The organism is Pseudomonas sp. B7 (assembly GCF_016735645.1).
GTDB classification, from domain to species: domain Bacteria; phylum Pseudomonadota; class Gammaproteobacteria; order Pseudomonadales; family Pseudomonadaceae; genus Aquipseudomonas; species Aquipseudomonas glycinae.
This window is the reverse complement of record NZ_JAERRE010000002.1, coordinates 789,818-815,209: the sequence shown is the minus strand read 5'-3', so window position 1 is coordinate 815,209 and position 25,392 is coordinate 789,818. Positions and strand designations below refer to the sequence as shown.

Sequence of the window (25,392 nt, the reverse complement as noted above, 5' to 3'; positions counted from 1 at the left end):
GCACCTCCATGCGCAAACGCTTTACGCCCCTGTTCCACTGGCTGCAGTTTTCCTTGCTGAGCGTGGCTTCGATCGGCAGCGCGGCCGCCGCCACCGGCAACTGCGCTGCGCTTGCGCCGCTACCGGCCGTGCTGGAAGTCGGTGAAGGCCTGCAACAGGCCGTGCAATCGCCGGTGGCGATCACTCGGGTGGCCGTGGGCGATCCGAAGATCGCCGATGTGCGCGTGACCGGCGATCAGGGTGTGTTGCTCACCGGCGTCGGCCCCGGCGCCACCACGTTGATGATCTGGACCGCCTGCGCCAGCACACCGCGTCAAAGCATGGTGTTCGTGCAGGGCAAGGCCAGTGCGGCGATGACTGCGGCGGCGCTGCCGTCCAGCAGCGAACCGAACCTGCCCTCGCAAGTGCAGACAGACATCCGCTTCGTCGAAGTCAGCCGCACCAAACTCAAGGAAGCGGGTACGTCGATCTATGGCAAAGGCTCCAACAATTTTCTGTTCGGCGCCCCGGGCACCGTGCCGAACACCGGGGTCACGCCGGGTGTGGTTCCGTTGCTCAACATCGACCCACGCATCGCCGCGCCGAGCATTCCGCTGGCCAACGACATGTTCAACATCGTCTGGGGCGGTGGCAGCAGCAAGTTCCTCGGCATCGTCAACGCGCTGGAAGGCAGCGGTTTCGCCTACACCCTCGCGCGGCCAAGCCTGGTTGCCTTGAGCGGACAGAGTGCGAGTTTCCTCGCCGGTGGCGAGGTGCCGATCCCGGTGCCCAGCGCCAACAGCAACAGCTACTCCATCGAGTACAAGGAATTCGGTATCCGCCTGACCCTGACCCCGACCGTGGTCAGCAACGACCGGATCGCCCTCAAGGTCGCCCCGGAAGTCAGTGAGCTGGACTACAACAACGGCGTGACCATCGGCGGCACCAAAGTGCCGGCCTTCACCATTCGCCGCACCGACACCAGCATCTCCCTGGCAGACGGCGAAAGCTTCGTCATCAGCGGCCTGATCAGTACCCGCAATGCCTCGGAGGTGAACAAGTTTCCGGGGCTGGGCGACATTCCGGTACTCGGCGCGTTTTTCCGCAACTCGTCGATCAACCGCGAAGAACGCGAGCTGCTGATGATCGTCACCCCGCACCTGGTGCAGCCGCTGGCCGTCAACGCGCCATTGCCGTCATTGCCCGGCGAGAAACTGCGCAATTACGACCCGAACTGGTATCGCCTGTACTTCCTGGAAAACGGCAACTTCGATAAACGCAGCGGGTTATCGCAATGAGCCAGAGCCTGAGCCAGACCTTTCTCGCCATCACCCGCAACACCACCGATCTCGAGTGGCTGCAAGGCGCGCTGGCGCCGCTGGGCCAGGTGGTCAGCGCCGGTGGCGGCAGCCTCGACGAACTGCTGGCGCTGGTCGACGTGACCTTCGCCAGCCTGGTGTTCGTCGGCCTCGACCGTGAACATCTGGTGGCCCAGAGTGCGTTGATCGAAGGCGTGCTCGAAGCCAAGCCGATGCTGGCGATCGTCGCCCTCGGCGACGGCATGGACAATCAGCTGGTGCTCAATGCGATGCGCGCCGGTGCCCGGGATTTCGTGGCCTACGGCTCGCGCTCCAGCGAAGTCGCCGGGCTGGTGCGGCGCCTGAGCAAACGCCTGCCGGCGGTGACGCCGAACGCCCAGCTCGGCGGATTGACGGTTCTGTACAGCATCCAGAACAACGCCGACGGTGCACTGCTGGCCAATCACATGGCGCTGGTGGTGCAGAAGAGCGGCCAGCAGACCTTGCTGCTTGACCTTGGCCTGCCGCGCGGCGACAGCCTGGCCCTGCTGGGGCTGGAGAGTTCGTTTCATTTCGGCGATGCCTTGCGTCATTTGCGTCGCCTCGACGCAACGCTGATCGACAGCGCCTTCACCAGTGCCGAGGCCGGGTTGCGCATTCTCGCCTATGCCCCCGGCGACGAACCGCTGGAACGCACCAGCGCCGCCGAGCTGTACATGTTGCTCAGCGCCCTGCGCCAGCACTTCCAGCACATCGTGGTGAACCTCACCGGCCAGCCCGACAGCGAAGCACTGCGCACCTTCGTCAGCCATTGCGACAAGCTGCTGTGGTACACCGACCAGAACGTCCTCGACTGTCGACGCAACCTCGCAGTGCTCAATCTGTGGCGCGAAAAAGGCATGAAGCTTGATCACGGCCGGCTGCTGGTGGATCGCTACCTGCGCAATGTCGCGCCGGACTCCGACACCCTCGGAAGGACCTTCGGCCTGGAAGTCATCGCAGTGCTGGCCTACAGCCCGGAAGTGCGCCTGAATGCCAAGAACCAGGGCGTGACCCTGTTCGAACTCGCCCCGCGCGAAGCCATCAGCCAGAGTCTGCGCACCCTCGGCGAACGACTGGCCAAGCGCTCCGAAGGCCTGGCCAAACCCAAAGTCACCTGGTTCGATCGCTTGCGAGGCAGCTCATGAGCAGCGAGCAATTGTTTGGCGGGCCACAGCGCAACGCCACCGGCAACACCGACCACGACGGCCTGAAACTGGTGCTGCACCGCTACATCATCGACGCCATCGAAGAATCGGGGAAAAACCTGCTGGAAGGCTCGCGGCAAGTGTTGTCGCAGTTCGTCATCGACAAGGTCGGCGAATACATCGCCCGCCTGCACCTGGCGATTTCCCGCTACGAAATGGAGCGTCTGGCTGAAGAAATCGTCGACGAGCTGACCGGTTTCGGCCCGCTGGAAGTGCTGCTGCGCGACAGCGCCGTGACCGAGATTCTGGTCAACGGCCCACACCGGGTGTTCATCGAACGAGAGGGCGTGCTGCACCTGAGCGACCTGCGCTTCATCGATGCGCACCACGTCGAACGGGTGATGCAGCGCATCCTCGCCCCGCTCGGCCGGCGCCTCGACGAGTCGTCGCCAATGGTCGATGCGCGCCTGCCCGATGGCAGCCGGGTCAACGCGATCATCCCGCCGATCGCCCTCGACGGCCCGTGCCTGTCGATCCGCAAGTTTCGCAAGGATATGCTCAAAAGCACCGACCTGTTGGCGATGCAGACCATCGACCAAGCGATTTTCGATTTCATCGCCGAGGCCGTCGGCAAGCGCTGCAACATCCTCATCAGCGGCGGCACCGGCACCGGCAAGACCACCCTGCTGAACATTCTCAGCCAGTTGATCAACCCCCACGAACGGCTGGTGACCATCGAAGATGTCGCCGAACTGCAACTCGGCCATCCGCATGTGGTGCGCCTGGAAACCCGCCCGCCGAACGCCGAGGGCCACGGCGAAGTGAAGGCCAGCGACCTGATCCGCAACGCCCTGCGGATGCGCCCCGACCGGATCATCCTCGGCGAGATTCGCGGGGTCGAAGTGGTCGACGTACTGACCGCAATGAACACCGGCCACGACGGCTCGATGAGCACGGTCCACGCCAACAATGCCCAGGACGCGCTGCTGCGCCTGGAAACCCTGGTGGGCCTGACCGGCCGCACCATTGCCGAACGCACCCTGCGCCAGATGATCTGCGCGGCACTCGACGTGATCATTCAACTGACACGCATGCCCGACGGCCGCCGCTGCGTCAGCGAAGTGGTGGAAGTGGTCGGGGTGCGCGACGACGTCTACGTCACCAACACCCTGTTCCGTCTCGACCGCCGCACCGGTTTCGGTTTTCTGCGCGAAGCGGTCAACCCGGCCGGTGACAAATTGCGCCGTGAATCGGCGCTGTCACAGTGAGGGCTACGGCATGCTCAAACCGCTGTTGCTGATCCTGATCTGTCTGGCGTTGCTCGGGCTGTCGCTGCGCCTGTTCTACAACGGTTGGCGCCAGGGCGGCACCGAACGGGTGCTGGATCGCTTGAATCAGGGACAACCTCAGCTGTTGGCGGAGAAACCGCGCTGGGCCGGACTGGAGCGAGCCTTTTTACGGGCGGGTCTCGGCCGCCCGGATCGCCTCGAATTGTGGTTGCTGCTGTGGGCCTTCGGCAGCCTGATCGGCCTGGCAATCGGTGGCTGGATCGGCTTTCTGTTGCTGCTGGTGCTGCCACCGCTGGCGTTGCGTCTTTATGTCAGCTGGCGCTATCAGCGCCGTCTGCGGCGGATGATCGAGCAACTGCCGCAACTGCTCGATCACACGGTGCGCAGCCTGAAATCCGGACGCACCCTGGCCGACGCGGTACTGGGCGCGATCGACGCCAGCGAAGACCCGCTGAAACACGCCATGGGCCGGGTACAACGCAACGTGCAATTGGGGGTGAGCCTGCCGGAGGCCGTGGGCGATGTGGCCGAGCTGTATGAAAAGGACGAATTGCGTCTGTTCGCCGTTGGACTGAAGGTCAATCATCGCTACGGCGGCAACGCCAGCGAACTGCTGGAAAACCTGATCCGGATGATCCGCGAACGTGACCAGGCATCGCGCCAGTTGCGCGCCATGACCGGCGAAACCCGCATCACCGCCTGGGTGCTCGGCCTGCTGCCGGTGGGGCTGGCCGGGTACTTTCTGCTGTCCAATCCCAAATACCTGATCGCCATGTGGAACGACCATTCCGGCCAGATGATGCTCGCCAGCGCCTTCGGCCTGCAGGTGATCGGCAGCCTGCTGCTCTGGCGGATGTTGCGCAGCCTATGACCATGCCTCTGATGATCAGCGCCCTGTTGATGCTGGGCGCTGCACTGTTGCTGATCAGCGGCCTGCTCGACCGCCGCCGTCGCGCGCGACAGGTCACGCGGCGGCTGGAAGGTGCGCTGCTGCGCGACAATCGTTTCGGCAACCTGCTGCAAGTACTTGGCGGCAGCGCCCTCGGCCAGCGCGCAGTCAAGCTCGACAACGAAACCCAGACCCTGCTGAACCGCCTCGGCTGGCGCAGCGCCCGCCAGCGTTCGCTGTTCGCCGCCTGCCAGATCGGTACGCCGCTGCTGTTGCTGAGCGTGGCGGTCTTGCTGCAAGGGGTGCTGTTTCCTCACATCGAGCGTCAATGGATCGCCCCGCTGTTTGCCCTCGGCATCGGCTACCTGTTGCCCAAACGCCTGCTGGCGATGGCCGCCGGCCGCCGGCAAAAACAACTGGCCACGGAAATCTCCACCTTCATTCCTTTGCTGCGCATCCTGTTCGAAGCCGGCATGGCCGTCGAGCAGGCGTTGCGCGTGCTCAGCCATGAAGGCCAGACGTTGCTGCCGGTGCTGACCCAGGAATTGCGTCTGGTGCTGGCCCGGGTCGACTCGGGCCTGGAGCTGGGCGAGGAACTGAACAAGGCCACGCGCCTGCTGGCGGTGGACGAATTCACCGACACCTGCGTGATCCTTCAGCAACTGCTGCAACAGGGCGGGGGCGCGATGAAATCGCTGCTGGCGCTCAAGCAACTGCTCGATGACCGACGCCTGACCAGGCTGCAGGAATACATCTCGAAAATGTCCGCCAAAATGTCCGTCGTGATGATGATGTTTCTCTTCCCGGCGCTGTTGATCGTTCTCGCAGGCCCGGGCTTCAGCGCCCTGGCGCGGGCGCTGGGCTCATAGAAGGAATCGCCATGAAAGCAATGATTGCCAGCTTGACCCTGCTGATGCTCGGCGGCTGCGCCAGCAACGGCCAGACGCCGTGGAGCGCCCTGAACCCGAACGCCGGTTGCGGCCCGTTGAGCCAGGAACAACAGCTGTCGATGACCCTGGCCGACGACATGGCCAATGACGGCAAACTGCACGCCAGCCTGGCCAACCTGCAAAGCTTGCCGGACAACCTCGCCGACGTCCGCCTGCGCAAGGCCAAGGTCTATCGCCTGCTGGGGCGCAGCGAAGCCGAACCGTTGTATCGCGGCCTGCTCGGCAGTTGCCTGGCCGCCGAAGCCGAACACGGCCTCGGCCAGCTCGCCGCCGCCCGCGCCGACTACGGCCAGGCCCAGGCTCACCTGCAACGCGCCGCCCGCCTGGCCCCCACCGACGAAAAAATCCGCAACGACCTCGGCGTGGTGTACCTCAACCAACTGCGCATAGAAGACGCCCGCTTCGAATTCCTCACCGCCATGGAACTCAAGCAGAGCGATTCGCTGGCCGCCCTGAATCTGGTGACGCTGCTGCTCTACCAGGACGACTGGACCCGCGCCGCCGAACTGGTCAGCCGCCTGAACCTGAGCCCTGAGCAATTCAACGAGGCCCAGACCCGCGCCCAGAAACTCAAGACCCCAAGCCCCGTCACCGCAGCCGCCACCGCGATGCTCAAATAAGGAGCCCCGCCATGAAAGCCACCGCGCTCTGCCTCACCCTCCTCGCCCTGCCCCTGACCACCCACGCCATCGACCCCGGCCCCGCCTCGGCGCAACAACAGGAAACCGAAGGCTGGCTGCTCCTGCAAAGCCGCAACAAAGCCGCCTCCACGAAACCCCAGACTAGCACCCCCAACGAACGCGAACTGAGCATGCAACGCTGGCTGAAGAGCTACACACACGAGATTCCGGAATTCTTTGATCAGAAGCAGGGTGGGACTGTGGACAGTGGGTCGGGAGGATAAACGCGGCGCAAGCACACATTTCCAAACGTGTTTGTCGTCCTACAGATGGCGTGATTTTGGGGGATGTTTCCGACGCGTCGCGTCGGTTGTCCCTCGGAAACGGGGTGGATAGGCTTTGGGGGTCGCTGACGCATCAGCGGCCGGGTCTGGAAAACCCGATTTCGACCAACCATGCTCGTGGCATACTGCGGCCCTTTTCAGCTCGCAGTGTTATGGCGGCTGTGCGCGGGAGGCTCTTGGGCCTGCCGGGTTGGATGGTTGACCGGTTTTTCCAGTCCGTGCACAGCTGCCACCCTTTCGCCTGGAAAACGAAAGATGGCAGCTTCAACTCAACCAGCCATCGAGTAATGTTTTCATGAAGAAACCGACGCCCAATCCACCCGAAACTGACGAAACCTCTCCCTACGAATCCGCCGATTCCAGGAAACTCCACGAAGCCGCCGAACGCGCCCTCGATCACCACTTCAATCCCCTCCCGAAAAAATGCCCCGGCCGTAAACCGAGCCAGATGTTTCAGATCTCACCGGACATGGACGACGAAAGCCTGCTGGCCCACGCCTGCGAATCCCTGGCCTCGGCCAGCGTCATGGCCAGTGATGTGGCGGCCTATGTCGACTCACCGCAACGGCACCGGATTCTGGGGATACAACAAGTCATCATGCTCGCCGAACTGGCGGTGAATCGAGTACTGGATAACGTCGAGGTCAGTCGATATCCGGCATAAATGCTGATGAAATCTCTGCGGGAGAACGGTATGTGGTAGGTCAGTCAGGACGCTGCCCTCACCCTAGCCCTCTCCCGAAGGGAGAGGGGACCGACCGAGGTGTATGGGAGGGATACGCCGACTTGAGACACCGAGGTGAACTCAGGTTAAAAACACAAAACTCCCCCTGCTTTGGCTTGGCTTTGGCTTTGCCTCCCACCACTCAACACGATGAGCGTTAGCTCGAGTAAAGCTTTTGACGTGCCGGCCCCATCGGAAGGCTGAGTGGAGGGATTCATCCGGGGGGGGAGCGCAGCGACCGTGCGGCGCAGCCGCATGCATCGAGAGGAGGTGCAGCGAAGCAAACCGTAGGCGATGCCCCCGGATGAATCCCGGAACGAAGGAACACCGAGCCAAAGCGAGGTGCCGAACGCAGGGGCCTAGACCTTTTGGTTACTTTTGGGGCGTTTGCCAAAAGTGACCCGCCGTAAGGGCGGAACCGCCAGCCGCAACACCCAAAGAAACGGATATTCACCCAAAACAAACCCAAGGCCTGGCCGGCCCAAAGGCCGCCAAGGTCAATGCGCCGTAACCCCCCGCCGAACAGCAGAAGAACTCCCCGGCGCCAGAGCCAACGCCAGCTGCGTCCGATTATGCATATGCGTCAACCGCAAAACCTGCGACACATACAACTTCACCGTGTTCTCGGTAATCCCCAACTCACAGGCAATCTGATAATTGGTCTGCCCCTTGCCCACCAGCCGGGCCACATCGAGCTGGCGCGGCGACAACTGCTCGAAAATCGCCGGTATCTCTGCACTGTCACCCTCTGCCACGGTCTGGGCAGCCGGCGCAGGCCCGCGCCGAACCTTGTCCAGATCCTGATACAAATCATCGATCGACGAAGAAAGATCCTGCAGCTTCTGATTCAGGTGCCCCAGTTGCAGGGTCTTCTGCCGCTCCTGCAGCACCGTTTCCTGACGCCGCAACCCCTCCAGCAACTCATCCAGATCCACCGGTTTCTGGTAGTAATCGGCAATCCCCGCGCGCAACGCCTTGATCACATCCTGCTTGTCGGCGCGGCCGGTAAGCATGATTGCTTCGAACGCCCGGCTCTTGCCGGACACCCCCTGCAGCGCCTGCACCAGCTCGATGCCGTCCATGTCCGGCATGTGCAGGTCGCACAACACCAGGCCGATGGCCGGGTCTTCACTGAAACGCGTGACCGCCTCGCTGCTGGACTCACAGGGCACGCAGCGATAACCGCTGCTCTCAAGAAACTCACAGAGTTCTTCAACGATCAGCGCCTGATCATCGACCACAAGGACTTTTACCGCCGACGTAAGCTTGTTCACGTGCCACTCCATGCCCGGGCCAAAGCTGACCATTCCTGTACCGCCAGCCTATGGCTGTATAACCGCTCATTTGAAAGTAGACGCACTTTCCGACTATGTACATAGCAGTAGTGGCGAGTGGCGACTAATGGATCCAATAAAAAGTCAGGATTGTTCCAACCAGCACAAACGGCGCAAATGGCAGCTTTTTTGACATTTCAGGACTGAAATATCGAAGACGTTCTCTAACCCCTTGACTGGCATGCAGCCAGACTTTTGGCACCAGCAGCACCCACATCGCACTGCAGAGAGCAGCGCCGATAAACGCGCCGAGCAGGTGCTGACCGTCTGTCGCGAGGGCCAGGGCTGTCATTAGTTTCACATCGCCGCCGCCCATTCGCCCCAGCAGGTAACCCGGCAGCGTGAGCGCCAGCGCCAGCAACACCGCCCAGCCGCCCTGCGCCGCATCCGCCCCGAGCCAGGTGCTGCCGGTGACCAGCAACCAGACCAGCGCCAGCGCGCCGACGCCGAGGGTCAGGCCGTTGCCGATGTGGCGTTCGCGGGCATCCTGCGCGGCGCAGAGTGTCAGCCAGATCAGTAGGACAAAGCTGTGCATCCGGTAAAAATCGTCCGTTTTGGCTGAATGATTCTATGCTGATACTACGTAGTGACTGTCAGGGTAGACGCACTCATGAAAACCGGCCTCCCCCGCAAGCAAAAAGGCGCCGCCGCCATCGAATTCGCCTTGGTCTTCGTCATCTTCTTTGCCGTGTTTTACGGGATTGTGAGCTACAGCCTGCCGATGTTGCTGATGCAGGCCTTTACCCAGTCGACGTCCGAAGCAGTGCGGCGTGGCGTGGCACTGGATCCGGCGACCGCCAACTACGCGACCGCGATCCAGAACGTGGCACGCGCCGAACTGACCCGACGCCTGGCGTGGCTACCGTCAGCACTGAACTTCAACGCGGCCACCGACGCCACGATCACCTACGTGGGCGGCCTGCTGACCGTGACCATCAACTACCCGACCAACAAGCTCAATCAGGCGTTACCGTTTCTGGTCTTGCCCGGTATCGGGGCGGTACCCAATCTACCGGCCAACCTGACCGCCAGCTCGAGCCTGCAATTTTGAGTTCCGGTGACAAGCTGTTCGACCGCCTGCTCAATCGTCAAACGTCCACACCGCCAGCGGTCATGGACGACCCCGTGGTGCCCGGCGTCGGTTTGCAGCTGCATCTGGATGGCGAAGGCCAGGTCATCCACCTGACCGGGCCACTGCGCCATGTGCTGGCGCAACAACTGTCCGCCGCTCGCACGCCGCATCTGCTCGATTACCTGCTGCCGCACAGCGCGCTTGCGGTCGAAGGCGTGCCCGCCGACTGGCAGGGACAGTTGCTCGATCTGGATTTTTTCAGCCTCGCCGGTCCGCCGCTGCACTTGCGCGGCTGGGTACAGCCGCAGGGGGATGGCTGGGTTCTTCAACTGCTGGATATCGGCGACCTGCTGAGCGAAAGACGTCAGGCGAACAGCCGCGAGCAATGCCAGTGGCTCGCCGCACACATCCGCGACCACTTGCGGCTCTGCGGCCTGGCGCGTCTGCCACAGGTGCTGGGCGAACAGTTGCAGTGCCTGAGCCAGCGTTTTCAGGTGCCTTGCCTGGCCGTAGCGCTGCTGGATGAAGAGACCGAGGGCTGGCAGATTCATCAGCATTACAGCGCACCCGACGCCCCGCGACTGTGGGATATGGCGCAGCGCCTGGGTACCGGACTCGACAGCCTTAACGGCGCCGCACCGCAACGCGTGCTGCCCGCCGAGCATCCCCGCCTGAGCAGCGTGTTCGGCCCCGCCGAAGGGTTTGCCGTGCCTTACCGCGACGCCCATGGCGTGGCGGCATGGTTGCTCTTCGGCTGTTTCAGCGCGCAGCCACACACCGCCGAGTTGAGCGATCACGACTGGCTGCAACTGGCCGCCGCCGTCGCCGCGCCGCTGCTGGAACGCCTGCGTGAACATCGTCACCACTTGCAGCTGGAACGTCTGGAAATCCTGCAAAGCCTGCTCGGCACCGGTTGGTGGGAGGTGTTCAGCGACAGCGCCGAAGTGCTGCTCGCCGATGCGCTGGCCGTCAGCCTCGGCTTGAGCGCCGGGCGCCTGCCGATTCAGGCCTGGTTCGCCCGGGTGCACCCGGCCGACCGCGAAGAACTGCGCAGCCGCCTGCAAGCCTTGCAGGACGAAGGTCAGGCGCTGGAGCTGTGCGTGCGCCTGCAACCCGTTGATCAGGCGCAACCGCAGTGGTTCCGCTTGCAGGGCCAGTCACTGGGCATCGGCGCCGAGCGGCGTCTCGTAGGCTTCATGCTCGACATCAGCGACATCAAGAACCAGCAACAGCAGGCCGCCGCTGCCCATGCGCGACTGGACAACCTGATCGCCAGCGCGCCAGCGGTGATCTACGTGCAGCGCTATGTCGAGGGCGCGCTGCAGCCGACGTTTTTCAGCGCCAGCCTGCAACCATTGCTGGGCTGGAGCCTTGCCGACTGCGCCGACGGTGCGCTGGTGAATCATGTCCATCCCGACGATCGCGCGGCGTATTTCGAACGCACCCGGCAGTTGTTGCGCGAAGGTTCGGTGAGCACGCGCTACCGGATGCTCGACACCCAGGGCAACACCCACTGGCTGCTCGACGAAGCCAAACTGTTGCGCGACGATCTCGGTCTGCCAGTGGAGGCTGTCGGGCTGTGGCTGGACGTTACCGACGCGACCCTCGCCGCCGAGCGGATCAAGACCAGCGAAGAACGCTATCGCATCCTCGTGGAAGATTCGCCGGCCATGATCTGCCGCTATCGCCCCGACCTGACCCTGACCTTCGGCAACCGGCCACTGGCGATGTATCTGGAGTGCGCCCCGGAGCAACTGCCGGGGGTGAATCTGGGCAGCTGGATGTCGGACGAACAACGCGAGGCCTTCGTCCAGCGCCTGGCGCAACTGACTCCGGACGCGCCGGTGAGCAGTGCCGAAATCAACCTGCGCCTGCCGGGGCGCGAACATGCGTGGTGGATCTGGTCGGATCGCGGAGTGTTCGACGAGCAGGGCCGTCTGCTTGAAGTGCAAGCGGTGGGCCGTGACAACACCGAGGTCCGGCGTTCGCAGCAACAACTGACCCAAAGCGCGAAAATGGCCACCCTCGGCGAGATGGCCACGGGGCTGGCCCACGAGATCAATCAGCCGCTGAACGTGATGCGCATGGCCATCGTCAACGTGCTCAAACGTCTGGGCAACGGCGATGTGCAGATCGATTACCTGACCGACAAACTCAACCGTATCGACACTCAGGTCCAGCGAGCGGCGCGGGTGGTCGATCATATGCGGGTGTTCGGCCGGCGCTCGGAAATCGAACAGCACCCGTTCAATCCGCTCGACGCCATCGAAGGCACCTTGTCGTTGCTGTCCGAAGGTCTGCGCGGCAAAGGCGTCGAGCTACGAATCGGCGAGGCGAACTTCCAGCTGCAGGTGCGCGGGTACGTCGATCAATTGGAACAGGTGTTGATCAACCTGATGGTCAACGCCCGGGACGCGCTGTTGAGCAAGCGTGAATCCAATCGCGACTTCCAGCCGTGGATTGCCGTGCATGCCGAACACGACGAACACGTGGTGCGGCTGTGGGTCGAGGACAACGGCGGCGGCATCGATCCGCGTTTGCTGGAGCGGATTTTCGAGCCGTTCTTCACCACCAAACCGGTGGGCGTCGGCACTGGCCTGGGCTTGTCGGTGAGTTACGGCATCGTCGAGAACATGGGCGGACGCCTGAGCGTGCGCAACGGCGACGACGGCGCCCGGTTCTGCATCGAATTGCCGATCGCCCTCGACGATCAGATCACCAGCGTCGCCCGCCCCGACTGACAACTGAGATTGGCGCCGACATCGACCTGATTGAGGTTGATCCCCAGGGCCATCAACAGCGTGTTGATGAGGGTGTCGAGCAGCGGACTGAGCACCGTATTGATGGTGGTGACCAGCAAGGTCTTCACGGAGCTCAGAATCGCCCCCAATCCACCGACCAGACTGCCCGTCGGGCCATGCATGTTGAGGTTGAGGTTGTTCAGGGTGTCGCTCAGGCTGCTGACCACGTTGCCGGTGCTGTAGCTGTAATAGAACGGCGGCTGGTTGATCTCCGGCAGACTGGCAGCCGGCGGTGCGGAGTAGACATGGGGGATGTTGGCGTTCTGGCCGACGGTGGTATCGGCCGAGATGTCGAGGCCGCCGCCGACGGAAGGGATGCGCGGATCGCAACTGACCGGCAGCACCAGGAAGCGTCGGCAGGTCTTCACGCCGATATCGATCACCTTCAACGGTTGCACCACCACGGCCGGCGGGGTGACGTTATTGCCGAACACCGCTGCCGGATCCATCCGGCCGATTTTCAGGTTGGCGACTGAAGTCGTGGTGTTGGTGGTCAGGGTCTTGTTGGTCGGCGTCAGGCAGCTGAATGCGGTGACGTAGCTGTTGGCCGCCGCCACATCCAGCGCCACGTCGAGACGAATCGGCCCGGGCAGCACCTCGATCGACGGTGTCTGGCAAGGCGCGCCCAGGGCGCACGTCAGCGAATCGATCACGCCCACCAGATTCAGGCTGAGCAGGGCATTGAGCGTATTGGTCAGCGGCCCGGCGAGATCGGCCACGGCGTTGACCAGCGACAAAATCGTATCCAGCAAAGGCAGATTGACCGACAACAGGGTTCGCACCTGCGCGGTCTTCACATAGATCCGGTTCGGCCCCAAGGGGTTGGCGGCTGCCAGCCGAGGGTTACCGATAGCCGACAATTGCGGCGGCTCCAGCACCTGCACCCGGGCGGTAATTTGCGCCACGCCGAGGTTGATCGTCTGGTTGGCCACCAGGCCGTTCTGCTTGTTCGCCAGTTGCACGAAGCCCTGAATCAGATCGAATGCCCGCAAATCCACCGCCAGCGCCGTGGCCTGAGTGCCGGCCTGAACGTTCAACAGGTTGCCCAGCACCACTTGTGTCGCACCGGCCGCTGCCTTGATCGCCTGCAACCCGAGGATGGTCGCCGTGGCGCTCAGGGTGCCGTTGGGGTCGAGGACGTTGATCGCGGTCTGGACCAGTTGACTGACCCTGATCGTGTTGCCGAGCACTTCACTGTAGCCGCCGGCACTGAGCCCGATATCGATCTTCAACCGGTCCAGATAGCCGAGCAGGTTGATGTTGGTGTTGACCAGCCCGTTCCAGCTTGCGGCACTGAGCGTGAGGTTGCCGCCCAGCAATCCGCCGAACAGCGCATTGAGCACGGCCGACCGGCCAGTATCGACACTCAATGTGGTGCTGCGGATGGTCAGTGAAGCCAACGGCGGTGGCAACGCCGCCACTGCCGTGGCGCTGAGGTTGATGGTTGCATTGCGCCCTGCGCCGCCGAACAGTCCACCGATGGCACCGGCAAAACTCTGAGGCACGGTATGGCTGACGACAACGCGGATCGCATCAGTGCTGGCGGCGTTGGCGGCAAACACCCGCAGATTGCTGGCGTCCAGGTTCAGCGTGCCACAGGCGACGGCCAAGGTGCGACCGGCACTGGGAATCGGGAAATTGTTCCGCACGACGCTGGCCTGCGCATAAGCGTTGGCCGTGGCCCCGGCGCCGCAATTACCGCCACGGGTCGCGGCTTCGAGGGCGGCGACGTCGGCGATCTGTTGCAGATGACGACGCTCGAGGTACAAGCGACCGCTGTCGACCACCACCAGGATGAACACCAGCGCCATGCCCAAAGTCAGCGCCGCCATCAGGCCAATGGCCCCGCGTTGTCGGGCAGGATCGATGAACGGCGAATGGCGGGACATGGCGCACTCCTTTGCCGGCGCACGGCCGGGCGCAACCTCCATGGATGGGTATGAGTGTAGACACGCGCAGGCAACACTGCTGGCAAGACGCCAGTTTTACCCGCCCATAAAAAACGGGAGCCATCTGGCTCCCGTACTTTTTCAACAGATTAACGCGGTGGATAGTTGGACAGGATCCGCGCCACCGTCTCGCGGATGGCATTGCTGCGATCCGCCGGATTCGGCGTGCGGCTGAGCATCTGCTCGTCGCTGCCGCGCCACACCAGTTTGCCGTCCTTGCCGTCGAGCAGATCGACCTGAATGGTCGCTACCTTATAGGTGATGTTGCGGGTTTCGTTGTACATCGGGGCGCCCCAGTAACCGTTCCACGGGCCGCCCCAACCGCCGCCGTAGTTGGTGGTCACCTGTTGCTGACGGTCCTCGACGATCAGGTAGGTCTGCACAAACAGATCGCCTCGGGCGCCCGAAGCGGCCGGGCGCAGGCCACGCTGATCCAGTTGGTCGGCGACGGCCTGACGGATGCGCTGTTCGGTCAGGTCGCTCTTGATCCTTGGATCGTCGGGGCGGTATTGCAGGGCGGGGTCTTTCCAGCTCCAGCTGCGGTAAGCGGCAAAGTCGCGGCTGGCGTCGAAGTCATGGTTGACCTGGTTGGCGGCGCAGGCACTGAGCAGCGCGGCCACAGCCAGTAAAGCGAGACGGCGGAACATGGTTTTTCTCCGGTGGAAGACATGAACCTGGAGGAGCTTCTCATTTGCCAGAAGCTAACCGGGAGGATACGCCGACATGGCCTTTTCGACAGCCTCCCGAATCGCGTCGGTGCGATCACTTTGCTTGCCTTGCGTGCCGGTTTCGGCGCTGGCGCTCCAGACCGGCTGACCACTGCCGGCGTCGAACAGATCGACTCGCACCACCACGACCTGTTCCTGGTAGGTACGGACGATCGGCACCGTGTTGTACATCCCGTAACCGCGGCCGTAACGGTCATAACCACCATAGCCGCCGTAGTAACCGTAATCGTCCTGCACCTGACGCAGGCGGGTTTCCAGGCTCAGGTTGGCGCTGACCAGCAGGTCGGCCGGGCGATTGTCATGCAGCGGGCGCAAGCCGCGCTGATCCAGCGCACTGCTGACGGCTTCGGCCACTTGCGCCGAATCCGCCCAGGCCGTGCCCGGCGGCAGCTGACCGTTGAGCCACGCCCAACTGCGATAGCGCCCGTAATCCCGTGGCGGCGCAGGATAAGCGCTGCGGTCGAAAGTGGTCGCTGCCTGCGGAGGGGCCGGCGGCAACGGTCGCGACTGCGCTACGTAGGGGTTGCTGCCCTGGCAAGCGGCCAACCCCAGACAGATCAGCAGTAACCCTGAATGACCTTTCATATCTCGCTCCGATCAGATCGGCCGGCAGATCCAGTGCAAGTAGCGCCCAAGCCCGGCGAAGCCTGGGTGACGACGGTGGGCGAGTTCCATCTCGAGCAAATCAATCAACTCGGCGCGGGCCTGGAATTCCACCGGCATGTAATCGTGGAAAACGCGCACCCCGCTCTGGGTTTCGACCTGCCACAACCCGGCGAGTTGCGTTGCCAGTTCCCGTGGATCGAGCGGCTGCTGCGGGGTCAGGCTCTGCTTTTCACCGGCCATGTCGTTCTTGCGCATTTTCTTGAAATGGCCTTTGAGCAGATTGCGGTAAATCAGCGCATCGCGGTTGTAGAACGCCAGCGACAACCAGCCGCCGGGCGTGGTCAACTGATGCAGCACCGGCAGGATCGCGTGCGGCTCGGCCAGCCATTCCAGCACCGCATGGCACAGCACCAGATCGTAGGGTTCGGTGAGCTGGCCAAGCAGTTCCTGCCAGGGCGCCTGAATGAACGTCGCGGTTTGCCCGGCGTCGGCAAAGCGCTGGCGTGCGCCTTCAAGCATCGGCTCGGCCGGCTCGGTGAAGGTCACCTCGTGCCCGCGCTCGGCCAGCCACAGCGACATGTGGCCCAGGCCACCGCCGATGTCCAGCACCCGCAGCGGACGGTCCGGCAAGGCTTCGGAGAGGTCGGCCTGCAACACCGCGAGGCGGATCGCGCCTTTTGCACCGCCGTAGATTTTTTCGGCGAAACGGGTCGCCAACTGATCGAAATGACGGTCGCTCATCAGCTGAACCGCCGTTCGCTGTCGGCGAGTTTGCTGCGCACCACTTCATTCATGTCCAGCCCCAGCTCGCTGCACAGCAGCAACAGGTACAGAACGATGTCGCCGACTTCCTGCCCGGCGTGGGCGAGTTTGTCCGCCGGCAGTTCGCGGGACTGGTCTTCGGTCAGCCACTGGAAGATTTCCACCAGTTCGGACATCTCCACGCTGGCGGCCATGGCCAGGTTTTTCGGGCTGTGAAATTGCCGCCAGTCATTGCGGTCGCGAATGGCGTGCAGGCGTTCGGTCAGTTCAACAAGGTTCATCGGGCTCTCCTGAAGGCGTATAGCTTCGGGGGGATGTCGAGCGAAGGCAAGCGCCAGCCGCCCGTTAAAACCCTCTATGCTTGCAGGGAACTCGACCGCACCCGCTGCGGCCCAAGGCTCAGCTCTTTCATCAGGAAACAGACATGCAGGTAGAAAGCTTTTTCGAATGGCTGGGCCAGGCGCTCGGCTCGATCATCCGCTTCATCGTCGACGGTCTCAGCGGCCTGTTCAATCTGCTGGGCAACGCCGGAGGCAACTTTGTCGACGGGCTGTCGAGAGCGCTGGGCATGGACACCTCGATCATCAGCATCATCGCGCTGATCGTCGGCCTGATGCTGCTGTGGTCGGCGATCCGCGCGTTCATGAATGCCTCGATCATTGCCGGGATCATCTGGTTGCTGCTGGGATTGTGGCTGCTGAGCTGGATCATTCACTGACGCCGCCCGCTACAATGCAGCTCCTCAAGGAGCCCGCATGTCCAACCTGATCACCGACTGGCGCGACCGCCCGACCCACCGCCGGGTCTGGGCGCTCGCCGCCCCCATGATCCTCTCCAACATTTCCGTGCCGCTGGTGGCGCTGGTCGACAGCACCGTCATCGGTCATCTGCCCCACGCCCATCAACTGGGCGCGGTGGCCGTGGGTGCCAGCCTGTACACCTTTCTGGCCTGGGCCATGGGATTCCTGCGCATGGGCACCACCGGCTTCGCCGCCCAGGCTGCGGGTCGCAGCGATGGTGCAGCCTTGCGGCAGATTCTGCTTCAGGGCCTGCTGCTGGCGATGGGGCTGGCGCTGCTGCTTGGAACGCTGGGCGTACCGCTGAGCGGGGTCGCGCTGCACTTCATGCAACCGTCGGCGGAGCTGGATCAGCTGACCCGCGACTTCTTCCACACCCGCCTGTTCGGATTGCCGGCAGCGCTGGCCAGTTATGCGCTGGTCGGCTGGTTCCTCGGCACCCAGAATGCCCGGGCGCCGCTGGCTATTCTGCTGAGCACCAACCTGATCAACATCGTGCTCAACCTGTGGTTCGTGATTGGCCTGGACTGGGGCGTGGTCGGTTCGGCCCGCGCCTCGGTGATCGCCGAATGGAGCGGCGCCCTGCTCGGTCTGTGGATGACTCGCAAGGCTTTGCGCGCCTATCCCGGCCACATCGCCTGGGCCGCCCTGAAACTCTGGCAGAGCTGGTGCCCGCTGCTGGCGGTCAACCGCGACATTTTCATCCGCAGCCTGGCCCTGCAATCGGTGTTTTTCCTGATCACCGTGCAGGGCGCGCGACTGGGCGATGCTACGGTCGCGGCCAACGCGCTGTTGCTCAACGGCCTGCTGTTGACCGCCCACGCGCTGGACGGACTGGCCCATGCCGTCGAAGCCTTGTGCGGCCACGCCATCGGCGCCCGGGATCGTCTGGCCCTGCGCCGCTCGCTGGTGGTTGCCGGTGGCTGGTCGTTGCTGGCGAGCCTGGGCTTTGCCGCGCTGTTTCTGTTGGCCGGCCACTTGTTCATCGAAATGCAGACCGACATCCAGAGCGTGCGCGAGACCGCGTTCATCTACCTGCCCTATCTGGCCGTGCTGCCGTTGATCGCAGTCTGGAGCTACTTGCTCGACGGCTTGTTCATCGGTGCCACCCGCGCCCGGGAAATGCGCAACGGCATGCTGGCGACCGTGATCCTGCTGCTGCCGGTCGCCTGGGCGCTGCAAGGTCTGGGCAATCACGGCCTGTGGATTTCATTCCTGCTGTTCATGGTGCTGCGCAGCCTGACGCTCGGGGGACTGGCGTGGTGGCTGCGGCGCACCGATGGCTGGTTCAGCGGTGCCGCTCACTGAAGCGGCGCCTCACGACGGGTCGTTCAGCCAGCGCCGACGCAACAGTTCGAGCCGCTGCCGTGGGGTCAAACCTTGCGGCAGCGGTGTCAGCTCGGCACGCGGATGCTGCAAACGCAGCCACAACCAGTCGTCCAGCAGCGTCTGCTCGCTGAACCCCAGCGCCAGGCCTTGCTCCTGAAAGGCTGACATCAGCCGATAGTCGCTTCCTGTCGCCTGACTCCAGCGCCAGACATGCTGATCCAGCAGGCAACGGTGCAGACGTTCGCGCTGTCGGCGGGTCAGGCTTTGTTCGATCCGCAGCGGCTCCACGGCCAGCCCCGGATTGCGAAGTTGCTGCCAGCCCTGACTGCCGCCAGCCAGATCGGCCCAGTTCCCGCCGAACCAGCGCAGCCATCCGATCGGCCCGAGCCAGCAGCTCAATTGCCGGGCATCGCAGGCGTCGAAAAAGTAGCTGGCGGTCTGGCGATTGTAGAAATTGAGCAGTGCCCGGTGATTCAGGCCGACGGACACGGTCAGCATCCGCTGCAAGTGTTCGCGCAATACCTGCGCCGAGGCTTCGCTGCCCAGCAGCAGCCCTTGCCAGGTCATGGGATCGGTGTGGCAAAGCGCCGACAGCGCCGGGCTGTCACGCAGGTCGATCAGCCAAGGGCCTTGTTCACTGACCGGCTGAAACTCCGTACCGTCAAACAGCTTCAGGCTGTGCACACCGGCGAATCCCTGACGTAACGTCTGCACTGCCTGCGGCGCTTGTGCGATGTCCAGCAACAACCATTGAGCGCGCTGTCCGGGGGCCGCGACGCTCATCTTCCGTCGCTCGTTTTGAGCCCGGCGACCAATCGACAGCTGCACAGTGACGCCGAGCAATGGCGATAACTGCCGCCCCCCGGTATCAGGCACAGCAACAACAAAGGCTCGGCCGCCTTCAACCACTGAGGCAAGCCCGCACTCGCCAGACGCTCGGGCAGTGGTGACGGTGCGTCATCCGCGATCGCTTCGGTGAGTGCCGGGACCTGCAAGACGCCGCTGATCACGGGCTGCTCAGGGTCACCTTCCAGAAAGCTCACCACCACCTCCACCCCGTCCTTCAATGAGGCCATCGGCGTATCGGCCAACGCCGGAGCCAGCGGCAGCCAGCAGTGGCTGGGGCGGGCCCCTTCACCCTGATAAAGCCAGTCGAACTGGACAGCCACCGGCCGCACGGCATCAGGTTGTGCCTCCTCGACCGCCACCACCCACGCACGTTGCGGACTGCACATGCGCGCCCCCCGGTATCCGACGGATGATTGGGGTAGCGCCAACTGGTCAACGGCATAAATCCGGTTGCTGTAGGGCGGCTCGAGCGACTGATCGGCCCGATGCTCGATTCGGCTCACCAGCCAGTGCGGATTGGCGTCTGCCAGGAGCTGGCCGGAAATCGTCAACCAGTGACCACTGCGCAGGGTTGGCGAATCGGACTCCCCCTGCGCCGTACGTGTCCGCCGCGAGCCTTCTGCGTGCAGGCGCGAATGTTCGCCCGATTGCCAGCGGCGCACTGTCGGCGACGGTTCCCCATCCTCGACATCGGACCGCAGGTTCCCGGCGCGTGGCAGCCGGGTCGGATCGTCCCCGAACACCAGGCAATGTCTCCGAATCCCATGTTCGAAGTGATAGTGAATGCGTGCCTGTCTGCACAACCGCTGCACCAGTTGTAGATCCGACTCGCCGTATTGGGTGCAGAATGTCCGGGGCGGATACGCGCCTTGCAGGTCGAATCGGCGCCAGTTGCCACTGATACCGTGCTCCCTGAGCACCTGATCAAGAATCTGCGGTATCGAAAGATCACTGAAGATGCGCTGGCTGTAGCGCAGGCCCAGGCAGCTCAACCGCGGCTCGAGCCGCGCCCGAAACAACCGCGCACCGCGCCCCTGTTCATGCTGGACAAGACTGTGCAACTGCCCGTGAACACTATTGCCGCAAGAACCGAAACACAGGCGCGCCGAACGATACATGAGGCCGGCAAGATCCAGATGCGGATCATCTGCCAGCACGTCGATCTCGAATGAAAAAGGCTCGCTGATGGCTTCGCAACCCGTGAATGCCAGGACTTCAAGCGAGTCGGACAGGCCCGCTACATCGAGACGAAACGACGGCTCGTCAGCTGGATCGAACATGGGGGGATTCTCTACAGGGGGGCGGGCGGGGATTCTCGCCGAGACCCATGGCCGAGTAGAGGGCCGAACTACAAATTCGGAAATGACCTACGCGAAAAGCAGACGACGTCACTTTGCTCGCCTTGGAACAAGCCGTTTCGCGAAGAGAAAAAGAAGCGTCTCACCCGGTTATCTGAAACGTCCGCGGTTAGCGGAACAATTTCAGACAACCAGATGAAAGCGGAGCCTGGCCTCAGGAAGACAGGTAGGAGGAGCGGGTCAGACCCAGGCGCAATGCATCGAGGAACTGGGTGCGCTCGCTGGCGCTGATGCGGGCACTGGCACACTTGTCGCGGTAGTGGGTCATCAGCTCTTCCGGCGACAAGTGCACGTAACGCAGCATGTCTTCGATGGTGTCGTGGGTTTCAATGCCGGCGTGGTACACGCTGCCATCGGCGTTCTGATAGATGTTCACCGAGTCGGTGTCACCGAACAGGTTGTGCATGTCGCCGAGGATTTCCTGATAGGCGCCGACCAGGAACACGCCCAGCAGGTAGTCTTCACCTTCGTTCAGCGCATGCACCGGCAGGCTGGTCTCGATGCTCTGCTCGTCGACGTACTGGTTGATCTTGCCGTCGGAGTCGCAGGTCAGGTCTTGCAGAACGGCACGACGCAGCGGCTCTTCGTCGAGACGGTGCAGCGGGATGATCGGCAGGACCTGATCGATCGCCCAGGTGTCCGGCAGGCTCTGGAACACCGAGAAGTTGCAGATGTACTTGTCGGCCAGCTTGTCGTTGAGTTCGTCCAGCACCTGACGGTGCGAACGCTGACGCGCTTTCAGCGAGTTGTGCAGGCGACGGCACACCGCGAAGTAACACTGCTCGGCCAGGGCTTTCTCGGCCAGGGTCAGTTTGCCGTCGGCGTACTGGGCGGCCACGTCGCTCATGTAGTGAGTGGCGCGCCAGTAGGTCTCGGTGACCATTTCGATGTCGGTCGGGCCGAGCAGGTCAACCAGCCACTGCACGGTTTCCGGCAGCGCTTCCTTGTTCTCGATCTGCGGCACGTCGTCGTTGTGTTTCTCGACGTCGGTCACCTGCACCACCAGCATCGCGTGGTGCGCGGTCAACGAGCGGCCGCTTTCGGAGAAGATGTGCGGATGCGGCAGGGCCTGCGCGTCGCAGAACTCCTTGAGCATGCCGACCACGACACCGGCGTAGTCGTCCATGTCGTAGTTGATCGAACTGGCGTTGCGCGAGTGGGTACCGTCGTAGTCCACACCCAGTCCGCCACCGACGTCGATGTGATCGACCGGCAGACCGAGGTTGCGCAGCTCGCCGTAGTAACGGATCGCTTCCTTGAAGCCATGCTGGTAGTCAGCGAGGTTGGCGATCTGCGAACCCATGTGGAAGTGCAGCAGACGAATGCCCTGATCCAGACCCGCCGCGCGGAAGCGCTCGACCACCGACAACAGTTGCGCCGCCGACAGACCGAACTTGGATTTCTCGCCACCGGTGTCCGCCCACTTCGACGACGCCAGGGACGAAAGACGCACGCGCAGGCCGACCTGTGGCTTGACCTTCAGCGAGGCGGCTTCTTCGATCACCAGACCGACTTCGGATTCTTTCTCGATCACGATGAACACATTGTGACCGAGCTTCTGGCCCATCAGCGCCAGACGGATGAACTCGCGGTCCTTGTAACCGTTGCAGACGATGGTGCCGCCCTTCGGCGCCAGTGCCAGCACCGCCAGCAGCTCAGGCTTGGAGCCGGCTTCCAGACCGATGGAAACGTTCTGGGTGGCGATGATGTTCTCGATCACCGCTTCCTGCTGGTTGACCTTGATCGGGTACAGCGCGGTGTATTTGCTCTGGTATTCCAGACGCTCGATGTTCGCATCGAAAGCGCCGGTCAGCTGACGGACGCGGTCTTGCAGGATGTCGGGGAAACGCACCAGCAGCGGCAGGGACAAGCCACTCTTGCGCAACTGGTCGACTTGTTCGAACAGATCGATAGGCGAGCTGCTCGGGCCGTTCGGACGAACTTCGACGCGACCGGCGTCATTGATCGCGAAATACCCGGCCCCCCAATGGCGAATCCCGTAAACACTGCGGCTGTCCGCAACTGTCCATTGGCTGCCATCGTCTTTGCGTGTGCGTCGTACGGACATCGAAGTCCCCTATAAAGAAGTCATAGTGCGTCGCCTGATCTCAGGCCGGCGCAGTCTAAAGAATGAAAATGACGGTTCGTCAGCGCGGCGGTAGACCGCGCTGACAGCGTTGAGTTTAGAAACCGGTCATGAACAGGCTCTGTGAAAACCATGGAAACGACGTCAGACCCAAGAACCCTGGAGCTGAATCAAGCCGCCGGTGGGTTTCACAGAGGCTGCTAGCCGCCGGACTTCTTCGCCTTGAAACCGTGCTTGACCAACTCGGCCAGGAGCAGCTCGACATGATCGCCCTGGATCTCGATGATCCCGTCTTTCAACGCACCGCCGGTGCCGCAACGTTTCTTCAACGTTGTCGCCAGTTCCTTGAGTGCGTCCTCGGCCAGGGGCACGCCGGTGATGGTGGTCACCGTCTTGCCGCCACGGCCCTTGCTCTCGCGGCGCACGCGGGCAATGCCGTCGCCGGCCGGGATCACGGTTTGCTTGCAGATACAGGCGTCCACCGGCTTGCTGCATTCCGGGCAATGACGACCTGCGTCGGTGGAAAATACCAGGCCGCCCAGGGCGGCGAAGGATGCGGCTTTTTTGGCCACCGGCAATCCTCTCGGGAGGACAAAGACTGATCGTAGCCTTGGGCAAGGCTATCGACCGCGAAGCCCCACTCAGGCAGGGGCAGCGCTACTGTGCCATGAGCTCCTGAAAGCGGGCCGGCACAGCTTGAAAAGGTCGCGCAGTGTAACGGCAAAAACGCCGATTGCTAAGTGCCAATCGGCGCCAATTTATGTGTTCTTTGCGACGTCGCTTTGCTGAGCCTTCAGATAGCGTCTCAACGCGGCCAGAGAGTCCGGGCAATAAGGCTTTTGCTGGATTTCCAGCATGACCTGTTCGACCGGAATGAAGCGCGCTTCGAGCACTTCCTCCGGCTGCAGGATCAACGGCCCGTCCCACACTGCCGAAAACGCCGAACACCAGAGGCGATTGCCGGTGTCCTCGAAGTAGAAATGGTCGTGAGCCGTCAGCTTGACGCCGCTCACTCCCAACTCTTCCTCCAGTTCACGGGCCGCCGACTCGGCGTAGGTCTCGTTCGCCTGCACCATGCCGCCCGCCGCCACGTCCCAGTAACCGGGATAAATGGCTTTGCTCAACGTGCGCCGATGCACGCAGAGTTCACCGGCGGAGTTGAACAGCATGATGTAGGTGCCACGGCCGATCAGCCCGCGCTCGCGCAGATCGGCGCGCACCAGGGAACCGAGCAGGTTGTCCTGCTCGTCGACCCAGGCGATCTGTTCAGCATCCGAGGCAGCGCGGTGGGCCGCCTCTCTGGCGCTCTCGTCCATGACTCAGCCCTGATTGAGCAGTTGACGCAAATCGATCACGGCGGCGTTGGCCCGGGAAATGTAGTTGGCCATGACCAGCGAGTGGTTGGCCAGCACACCGAAGCCACTGCCATTGAGGATCATCGGGCTCCAGATCGGCTCCTGCGACGCCTCCAGCTCACGAATGATCTGACGCACGCTGACGGTCGCGTTCTTCTTCGCCAGCACGTCGGCGAAATCGACTTCGATCGCGCGCAGCAGGTGCGACAGCGCCCAGGCCTGGCCACGGGCTTCGTAGAACACGTTGTCGATCTGCATCCACGGAGTCTCGACAACCTCCTCGTCGACCTGCGGCACTTCACCCACCGCCGGCACTTCGGTTTTCAGCGCGGTGTTGAGCTTGACCCGGCCAACGCTGGCCGACAGGCGTTGCGACAGCGAACCGAGACGAGTGCCGACATCGCCCAGCCAGTTGTTCAGGTTGTCGGCGCGGGCGTAGAACAGCGCGTTTTTCTGGGTCGGATCGGACAGACGCGCCTGATAACGGCTCAGGGAATTGATGCCTTCCTGATATTCCGACTCGCTGGACGGCAGGACCCAGCTCTTGTTGTCGAAGTTGAAGCGCGGCTCGGCCTTGGCCAGGTCGGCGTCTTCAGCCGATTGCGACTGCGAACGGGCGAAGTCCTTGCGCAGGGCGCGGGTCAGGTCGCGTACCTGCACCAGCACGCCGTATTCCCAGCTCGGCATGTTGTCCATCCACAGGCCCGGCGGGAAACGGTCGTTGGAAATGTAGCCGCCCGGCTTGTCGAGCAAAGTGCCGGCAACGGTTTTCAGGGTTTCGACGGTGGTGTAACCGACCACCATCTGCTTGCCTTCCTTCTCGGCGGCAACCTGAGCGTTCTGCGCGACGGGAAACAGCGCCGGTTCCTGACTCCAATACCAGCCAAGGGCAATAGTCACCAACAGATAAATGGCAACCAGCGTGGCCAGCGCCCGGCTGAACAACAGCCCGCCGACATAGCTGCGGGCGGCCGACTTGGGCTCGGCGGCACGTTCAGGCGCGCTGCCCGCGCGGTTCTTCCAGTCCAGCATGGCGATATCCTTTCAATCTTGGGTTCAACGGTTCGACCACAACCATACAACAAC

The 25,392-nt window shown here is 63.0% G+C and carries 25 protein-coding genes; 12 read left to right on the top strand and 13 right to left on the bottom strand.

All coding sequences use genetic code 11. The annotated features are described in order from the left end of the window. The first annotated feature begins 8 nt into the window (after nucleotides 1-8). The 8 genes from JKA62_RS08485 (at nucleotide 9) to JKA62_RS08450 (ending at nucleotide 7,220) form a co-directional block, all read left to right on the top strand. Entirely contained in the window at nucleotides 9-1,277 is a 1,269-nt protein-coding gene (locus JKA62_RS08485; RefSeq protein WP_011332290.1) for a type II and III secretion system protein family protein, read from the top strand. Then, nucleotides 1,274-2,464 (top strand): pilus assembly protein CpaE, encoded by a 1,191-nt coding sequence (locus JKA62_RS08480; RefSeq protein ID WP_011332289.1) that lies wholly within the window; start codon nucleotides 1,274-1,276, stop codon nucleotides 2,462-2,464. The genes JKA62_RS08485 and JKA62_RS08480 overlap by 4 nt, the downstream gene beginning before the upstream one ends. After that, on the top strand, nucleotides 2,461-3,732 hold the full coding sequence (locus tag JKA62_RS08475; protein ID WP_201817329.1) for a CpaF family protein: 1,272 nt from the start codon (nucleotides 2,461-2,463) through the stop codon (nucleotides 3,730-3,732). Before JKA62_RS08480 ends, JKA62_RS08475 begins: the two co-directional genes overlap by 4 nt. Nucleotides 3,733-3,742: 10 nt before the next feature. Continuing rightward, nucleotides 3,743-4,624 (top strand): type II secretion system F family protein, encoded by an 882-nt coding sequence (locus JKA62_RS08470; protein ID WP_201817327.1) that lies wholly within the window; start codon nucleotides 3,743-3,745, stop codon nucleotides 4,622-4,624. Then, complete coding sequence (locus JKA62_RS08465; protein ID WP_201817325.1) at nucleotides 4,621-5,511, top strand: type II secretion system F family protein; 891 nt, start codon at nucleotides 4,621-4,623, stop codon at nucleotides 5,509-5,511. The genes JKA62_RS08470 and JKA62_RS08465 overlap by 4 nt, the downstream gene beginning before the upstream one ends. A gap of 11 nt (nucleotides 5,512-5,522) precedes the next feature. Then, nucleotides 5,523-6,212 (top strand): tetratricopeptide repeat protein, encoded by a 690-nt coding sequence (locus JKA62_RS08460; protein ID WP_201817323.1) that lies wholly within the window; start codon nucleotides 5,523-5,525, stop codon nucleotides 6,210-6,212. Nucleotides 6,213-6,223: 11 nt separating this feature from the next. Next, nucleotides 6,224-6,496 carry a DUF3613 domain-containing protein gene (locus JKA62_RS08455; RefSeq protein WP_011332284.1) on the top strand — a complete coding sequence of 91 codons (273 nt, stop codon included), beginning with the start codon at nucleotides 6,224-6,226 and terminating at the stop codon, nucleotides 6,494-6,496. A 355-nt stretch (nucleotides 6,497-6,851) separates the two neighbouring features. Next, a complete protein-coding gene (locus JKA62_RS08450; RefSeq protein ID WP_011332283.1) occupies nucleotides 6,852-7,220 on the top strand; it encodes a DUF6124 family protein in 369 nt (122 codons plus the stop codon). Nucleotides 7,221-7,777: 557 nt separating this feature from the next. Here the strand turns inward: JKA62_RS08450 and JKA62_RS08445 are convergent. After that, complete coding sequence (locus JKA62_RS08445; RefSeq protein WP_041475496.1) at nucleotides 7,778-8,554, bottom strand: response regulator transcription factor; 777 nt, start codon at nucleotides 8,552-8,554, stop codon at nucleotides 7,778-7,780. 124 nt (nucleotides 8,555-8,678) lie between these two features. Further along, a complete protein-coding gene (locus tag JKA62_RS08440) occupies nucleotides 8,679-9,149 on the bottom strand; it encodes an A24 family peptidase (protein ID WP_011332281.1) in 471 nt (156 codons plus the stop codon). A 75-nt stretch (nucleotides 9,150-9,224) separates the two neighbouring features. Between JKA62_RS08440 and JKA62_RS08435 the strand changes: the two genes are divergently transcribed. Together JKA62_RS08435 and JKA62_RS08430 are read left to right on the top strand one after the other, a co-directional pair. Continuing rightward, complete coding sequence (locus tag JKA62_RS08435; protein WP_011332280.1) at nucleotides 9,225-9,665, top strand: TadE/TadG family type IV pilus assembly protein; 441 nt, start codon at nucleotides 9,225-9,227, stop codon at nucleotides 9,663-9,665. Continuing rightward, complete coding sequence (locus JKA62_RS08430) at nucleotides 9,662-12,427, top strand: PAS domain-containing sensor histidine kinase (RefSeq protein WP_201817321.1); 2,766 nt, start codon at nucleotides 9,662-9,664, stop codon at nucleotides 12,425-12,427. Before JKA62_RS08435 ends, JKA62_RS08430 begins: the two co-directional genes overlap by 4 nt. On the opposite strand, the gene JKA62_RS08425 is transcribed toward JKA62_RS08430, so the two are convergent. The 5 genes from JKA62_RS08425 to JKA62_RS08405 form a co-directional block, all read right to left on the bottom strand. Beyond that, the gene (locus JKA62_RS08425) at nucleotides 12,397-14,376 is read right to left on the bottom strand and encodes a TadG family pilus assembly protein (RefSeq protein WP_201817317.1); all 1,980 of its coding nucleotides are present in this window, start codon (nucleotides 14,374-14,376) and stop codon (nucleotides 12,397-12,399) included. The genes JKA62_RS08430 and JKA62_RS08425 overlap by 31 nt on opposite strands. A gap of 149 nt (nucleotides 14,377-14,525) precedes the next feature. After that, complete coding sequence (locus JKA62_RS08420) at nucleotides 14,526-15,083, bottom strand: DUF4136 domain-containing protein (RefSeq protein WP_007951006.1); 558 nt, start codon at nucleotides 15,081-15,083, stop codon at nucleotides 14,526-14,528. A gap of 54 nt (nucleotides 15,084-15,137) precedes the next feature. Then, nucleotides 15,138-15,749 (bottom strand): DUF4136 domain-containing protein, encoded by a 612-nt coding sequence (locus tag JKA62_RS08415; protein ID WP_064379241.1) that lies wholly within the window; start codon nucleotides 15,747-15,749, stop codon nucleotides 15,138-15,140. Nucleotides 15,750-15,761: 12 nt separating this feature from the next. Then, nucleotides 15,762-16,511, bottom strand: coding sequence for a methyltransferase (locus JKA62_RS08410; protein WP_201817316.1), 750 nt, complete (start codon nucleotides 16,509-16,511; stop codon nucleotides 15,762-15,764). Continuing rightward, entirely contained in the window at nucleotides 16,511-16,813 is a 303-nt protein-coding gene (locus JKA62_RS08405; RefSeq protein ID WP_011332275.1) for a MazG-like family protein, read from the bottom strand. The genes JKA62_RS08410 and JKA62_RS08405 overlap by 1 nt, the downstream gene beginning before the upstream one ends. Nucleotides 16,814-16,956: 143 nt before the next feature. Between JKA62_RS08405 and JKA62_RS08400 the strand changes: the two genes are divergently transcribed. Next, nucleotides 16,957-17,250, top strand: a complete 294-nt coding sequence (locus JKA62_RS08400) for a hypothetical protein (RefSeq protein ID WP_064379237.1) — start codon at nucleotides 16,957-16,959, stop codon at nucleotides 17,248-17,250. A 37-nt stretch (nucleotides 17,251-17,287) separates the two neighbouring features. Further along, nucleotides 17,288-18,637, top strand: coding sequence for an MATE family efflux transporter (locus JKA62_RS08395; protein WP_201817314.1), 1,350 nt, complete (start codon nucleotides 17,288-17,290; stop codon nucleotides 18,635-18,637). Nucleotides 18,638-18,646: 9 nt separating this feature from the next. Here JKA62_RS08395 and JKA62_RS08390 read toward each other — a convergent pair whose 3' ends face one another. The 6 genes from JKA62_RS08390 to JKA62_RS08365 form a co-directional block, all read right to left on the bottom strand. Beyond that, nucleotides 18,647-19,441, bottom strand: coding sequence for a DUF4123 domain-containing protein (locus tag JKA62_RS08390; RefSeq protein ID WP_011332273.1), 795 nt, complete (start codon nucleotides 19,439-19,441; stop codon nucleotides 18,647-18,649). Then, on the bottom strand, nucleotides 19,438-20,787 hold the full coding sequence (locus JKA62_RS08385) for a type VI secretion system Vgr family protein (protein WP_201817312.1): 1,350 nt from the start codon (nucleotides 20,785-20,787) through the stop codon (nucleotides 19,438-19,440). Before JKA62_RS08385 ends, JKA62_RS08390 begins: the two co-directional genes overlap by 4 nt. Nucleotides 20,788-21,019: 232 nt before the next feature. Further along, nucleotides 21,020-22,933 carry an arginine decarboxylase gene (speA, locus tag JKA62_RS08380; RefSeq protein ID WP_011332271.1) on the bottom strand — a complete coding sequence of 638 codons (1,914 nt, stop codon included), beginning with the start codon at nucleotides 22,931-22,933 and terminating at the stop codon, nucleotides 21,020-21,022. Nucleotides 22,934-23,151: 218 nt separating this feature from the next. Next, complete coding sequence (locus tag JKA62_RS08375; protein ID WP_007951016.1) at nucleotides 23,152-23,523, bottom strand: translation initiation factor Sui1; 372 nt, start codon at nucleotides 23,521-23,523, stop codon at nucleotides 23,152-23,154. A gap of 186 nt (nucleotides 23,524-23,709) precedes the next feature. Then, nucleotides 23,710-24,267: an NUDIX hydrolase gene (locus JKA62_RS08370; RefSeq protein WP_011332270.1), complete on the bottom strand. Its 558-nt coding sequence runs from the start codon at nucleotides 24,265-24,267 to the stop codon at nucleotides 23,710-23,712. A gap of 3 nt (nucleotides 24,268-24,270) precedes the next feature. After that, nucleotides 24,271-25,338: a DUF2333 family protein gene (locus JKA62_RS08365; protein ID WP_011332269.1), complete on the bottom strand. Its 1,068-nt coding sequence runs from the start codon at nucleotides 25,336-25,338 to the stop codon at nucleotides 24,271-24,273. Between the last annotated feature and the right edge of the window lie 54 nt (nucleotides 25,339-25,392).

Bases quoted from the DNA above. Each gene is read 5' to 3' on its own strand.
- JKA62_RS08385 (WP_201817312.1), bottom strand. From the start codon at position 20,787: ATGTTCGATCCAGCTGACGAGCCGTCGTTTCGTCTCGATGTAGCGGGC.
- JKA62_RS08400 (WP_064379237.1), top strand. From the start codon at position 16,957: ATGCAGGTAGAAAGCTTTTTCGAATGGCTGGGCCAGGCGCTCGGCTCG.
- JKA62_RS08460 (WP_201817323.1), top strand. From the start codon at position 5,523: ATGAAAGCAATGATTGCCAGCTTGACCCTGCTGATGCTCGGCGGCTGC.
- JKA62_RS08420 (WP_007951006.1), bottom strand. From the start codon at position 15,083: ATGTTCCGCCGTCTCGCTTTACTGGCTGTGGCCGCGCTGCTCAGTGCC.
- JKA62_RS08425 (WP_201817317.1), bottom strand. From the start codon at position 14,376: ATGTCCCGCCATTCGCCGTTCATCGATCCTGCCCGACAACGCGGGGCC.
- JKA62_RS08365 (WP_011332269.1), bottom strand. From the start codon at position 25,338: ATGCTGGACTGGAAGAACCGCGCGGGCAGCGCGCCTGAACGTGCCGCC.
- JKA62_RS08370 (WP_011332270.1), bottom strand. From the start codon at position 24,267: ATGGACGAGAGCGCCAGAGAGGCGGCCCACCGCGCTGCCTCGGATGCT.
- JKA62_RS08470 (WP_201817327.1), top strand. From the start codon at position 3,743: ATGCTCAAACCGCTGTTGCTGATCCTGATCTGTCTGGCGTTGCTCGGG.
- JKA62_RS08465 (WP_201817325.1), top strand. From the start codon at position 4,621: ATGACCATGCCTCTGATGATCAGCGCCCTGTTGATGCTGGGCGCTGCA.
- JKA62_RS08410 (WP_201817316.1), bottom strand. From the start codon at position 16,511: ATGAGCGACCGTCATTTCGATCAGTTGGCGACCCGTTTCGCCGAAAAA.
- JKA62_RS08475 (WP_201817329.1), top strand. From the start codon at position 2,461: ATGAGCAGCGAGCAATTGTTTGGCGGGCCACAGCGCAACGCCACCGGC.
- JKA62_RS08440 (WP_011332281.1), bottom strand. From the start codon at position 9,149: ATGCACAGCTTTGTCCTACTGATCTGGCTGACACTCTGCGCCGCGCAG.
- JKA62_RS08485 (WP_011332290.1), top strand. From the start codon at position 9: ATGCGCAAACGCTTTACGCCCCTGTTCCACTGGCTGCAGTTTTCCTTG.
- JKA62_RS08395 (WP_201817314.1), top strand. From the start codon at position 17,288: ATGTCCAACCTGATCACCGACTGGCGCGACCGCCCGACCCACCGCCGG.
- JKA62_RS08435 (WP_011332280.1), top strand. From the start codon at position 9,225: ATGAAAACCGGCCTCCCCCGCAAGCAAAAAGGCGCCGCCGCCATCGAA.
- JKA62_RS08455 (WP_011332284.1), top strand. From the start codon at position 6,224: ATGAAAGCCACCGCGCTCTGCCTCACCCTCCTCGCCCTGCCCCTGACC.
- JKA62_RS08405 (WP_011332275.1), bottom strand. From the start codon at position 16,813: ATGAACCTTGTTGAACTGACCGAACGCCTGCACGCCATTCGCGACCGC.
- JKA62_RS08390 (WP_011332273.1), bottom strand. From the start codon at position 19,441: ATGAGCGTCGCGGCCCCCGGACAGCGCGCTCAATGGTTGTTGCTGGAC.
- speA (WP_011332271.1), bottom strand. From the start codon at position 22,933: ATGTCCGTACGACGCACACGCAAAGACGATGGCAGCCAATGGACAGTT.
- JKA62_RS08450 (WP_011332283.1), top strand. From the start codon at position 6,852: ATGAAGAAACCGACGCCCAATCCACCCGAAACTGACGAAACCTCTCCC.
- JKA62_RS08415 (WP_064379241.1), bottom strand. From the start codon at position 15,749: ATGAAAGGTCATTCAGGGTTACTGCTGATCTGTCTGGGGTTGGCCGCT.
- JKA62_RS08480 (WP_011332289.1), top strand. From the start codon at position 1,274: ATGAGCCAGAGCCTGAGCCAGACCTTTCTCGCCATCACCCGCAACACC.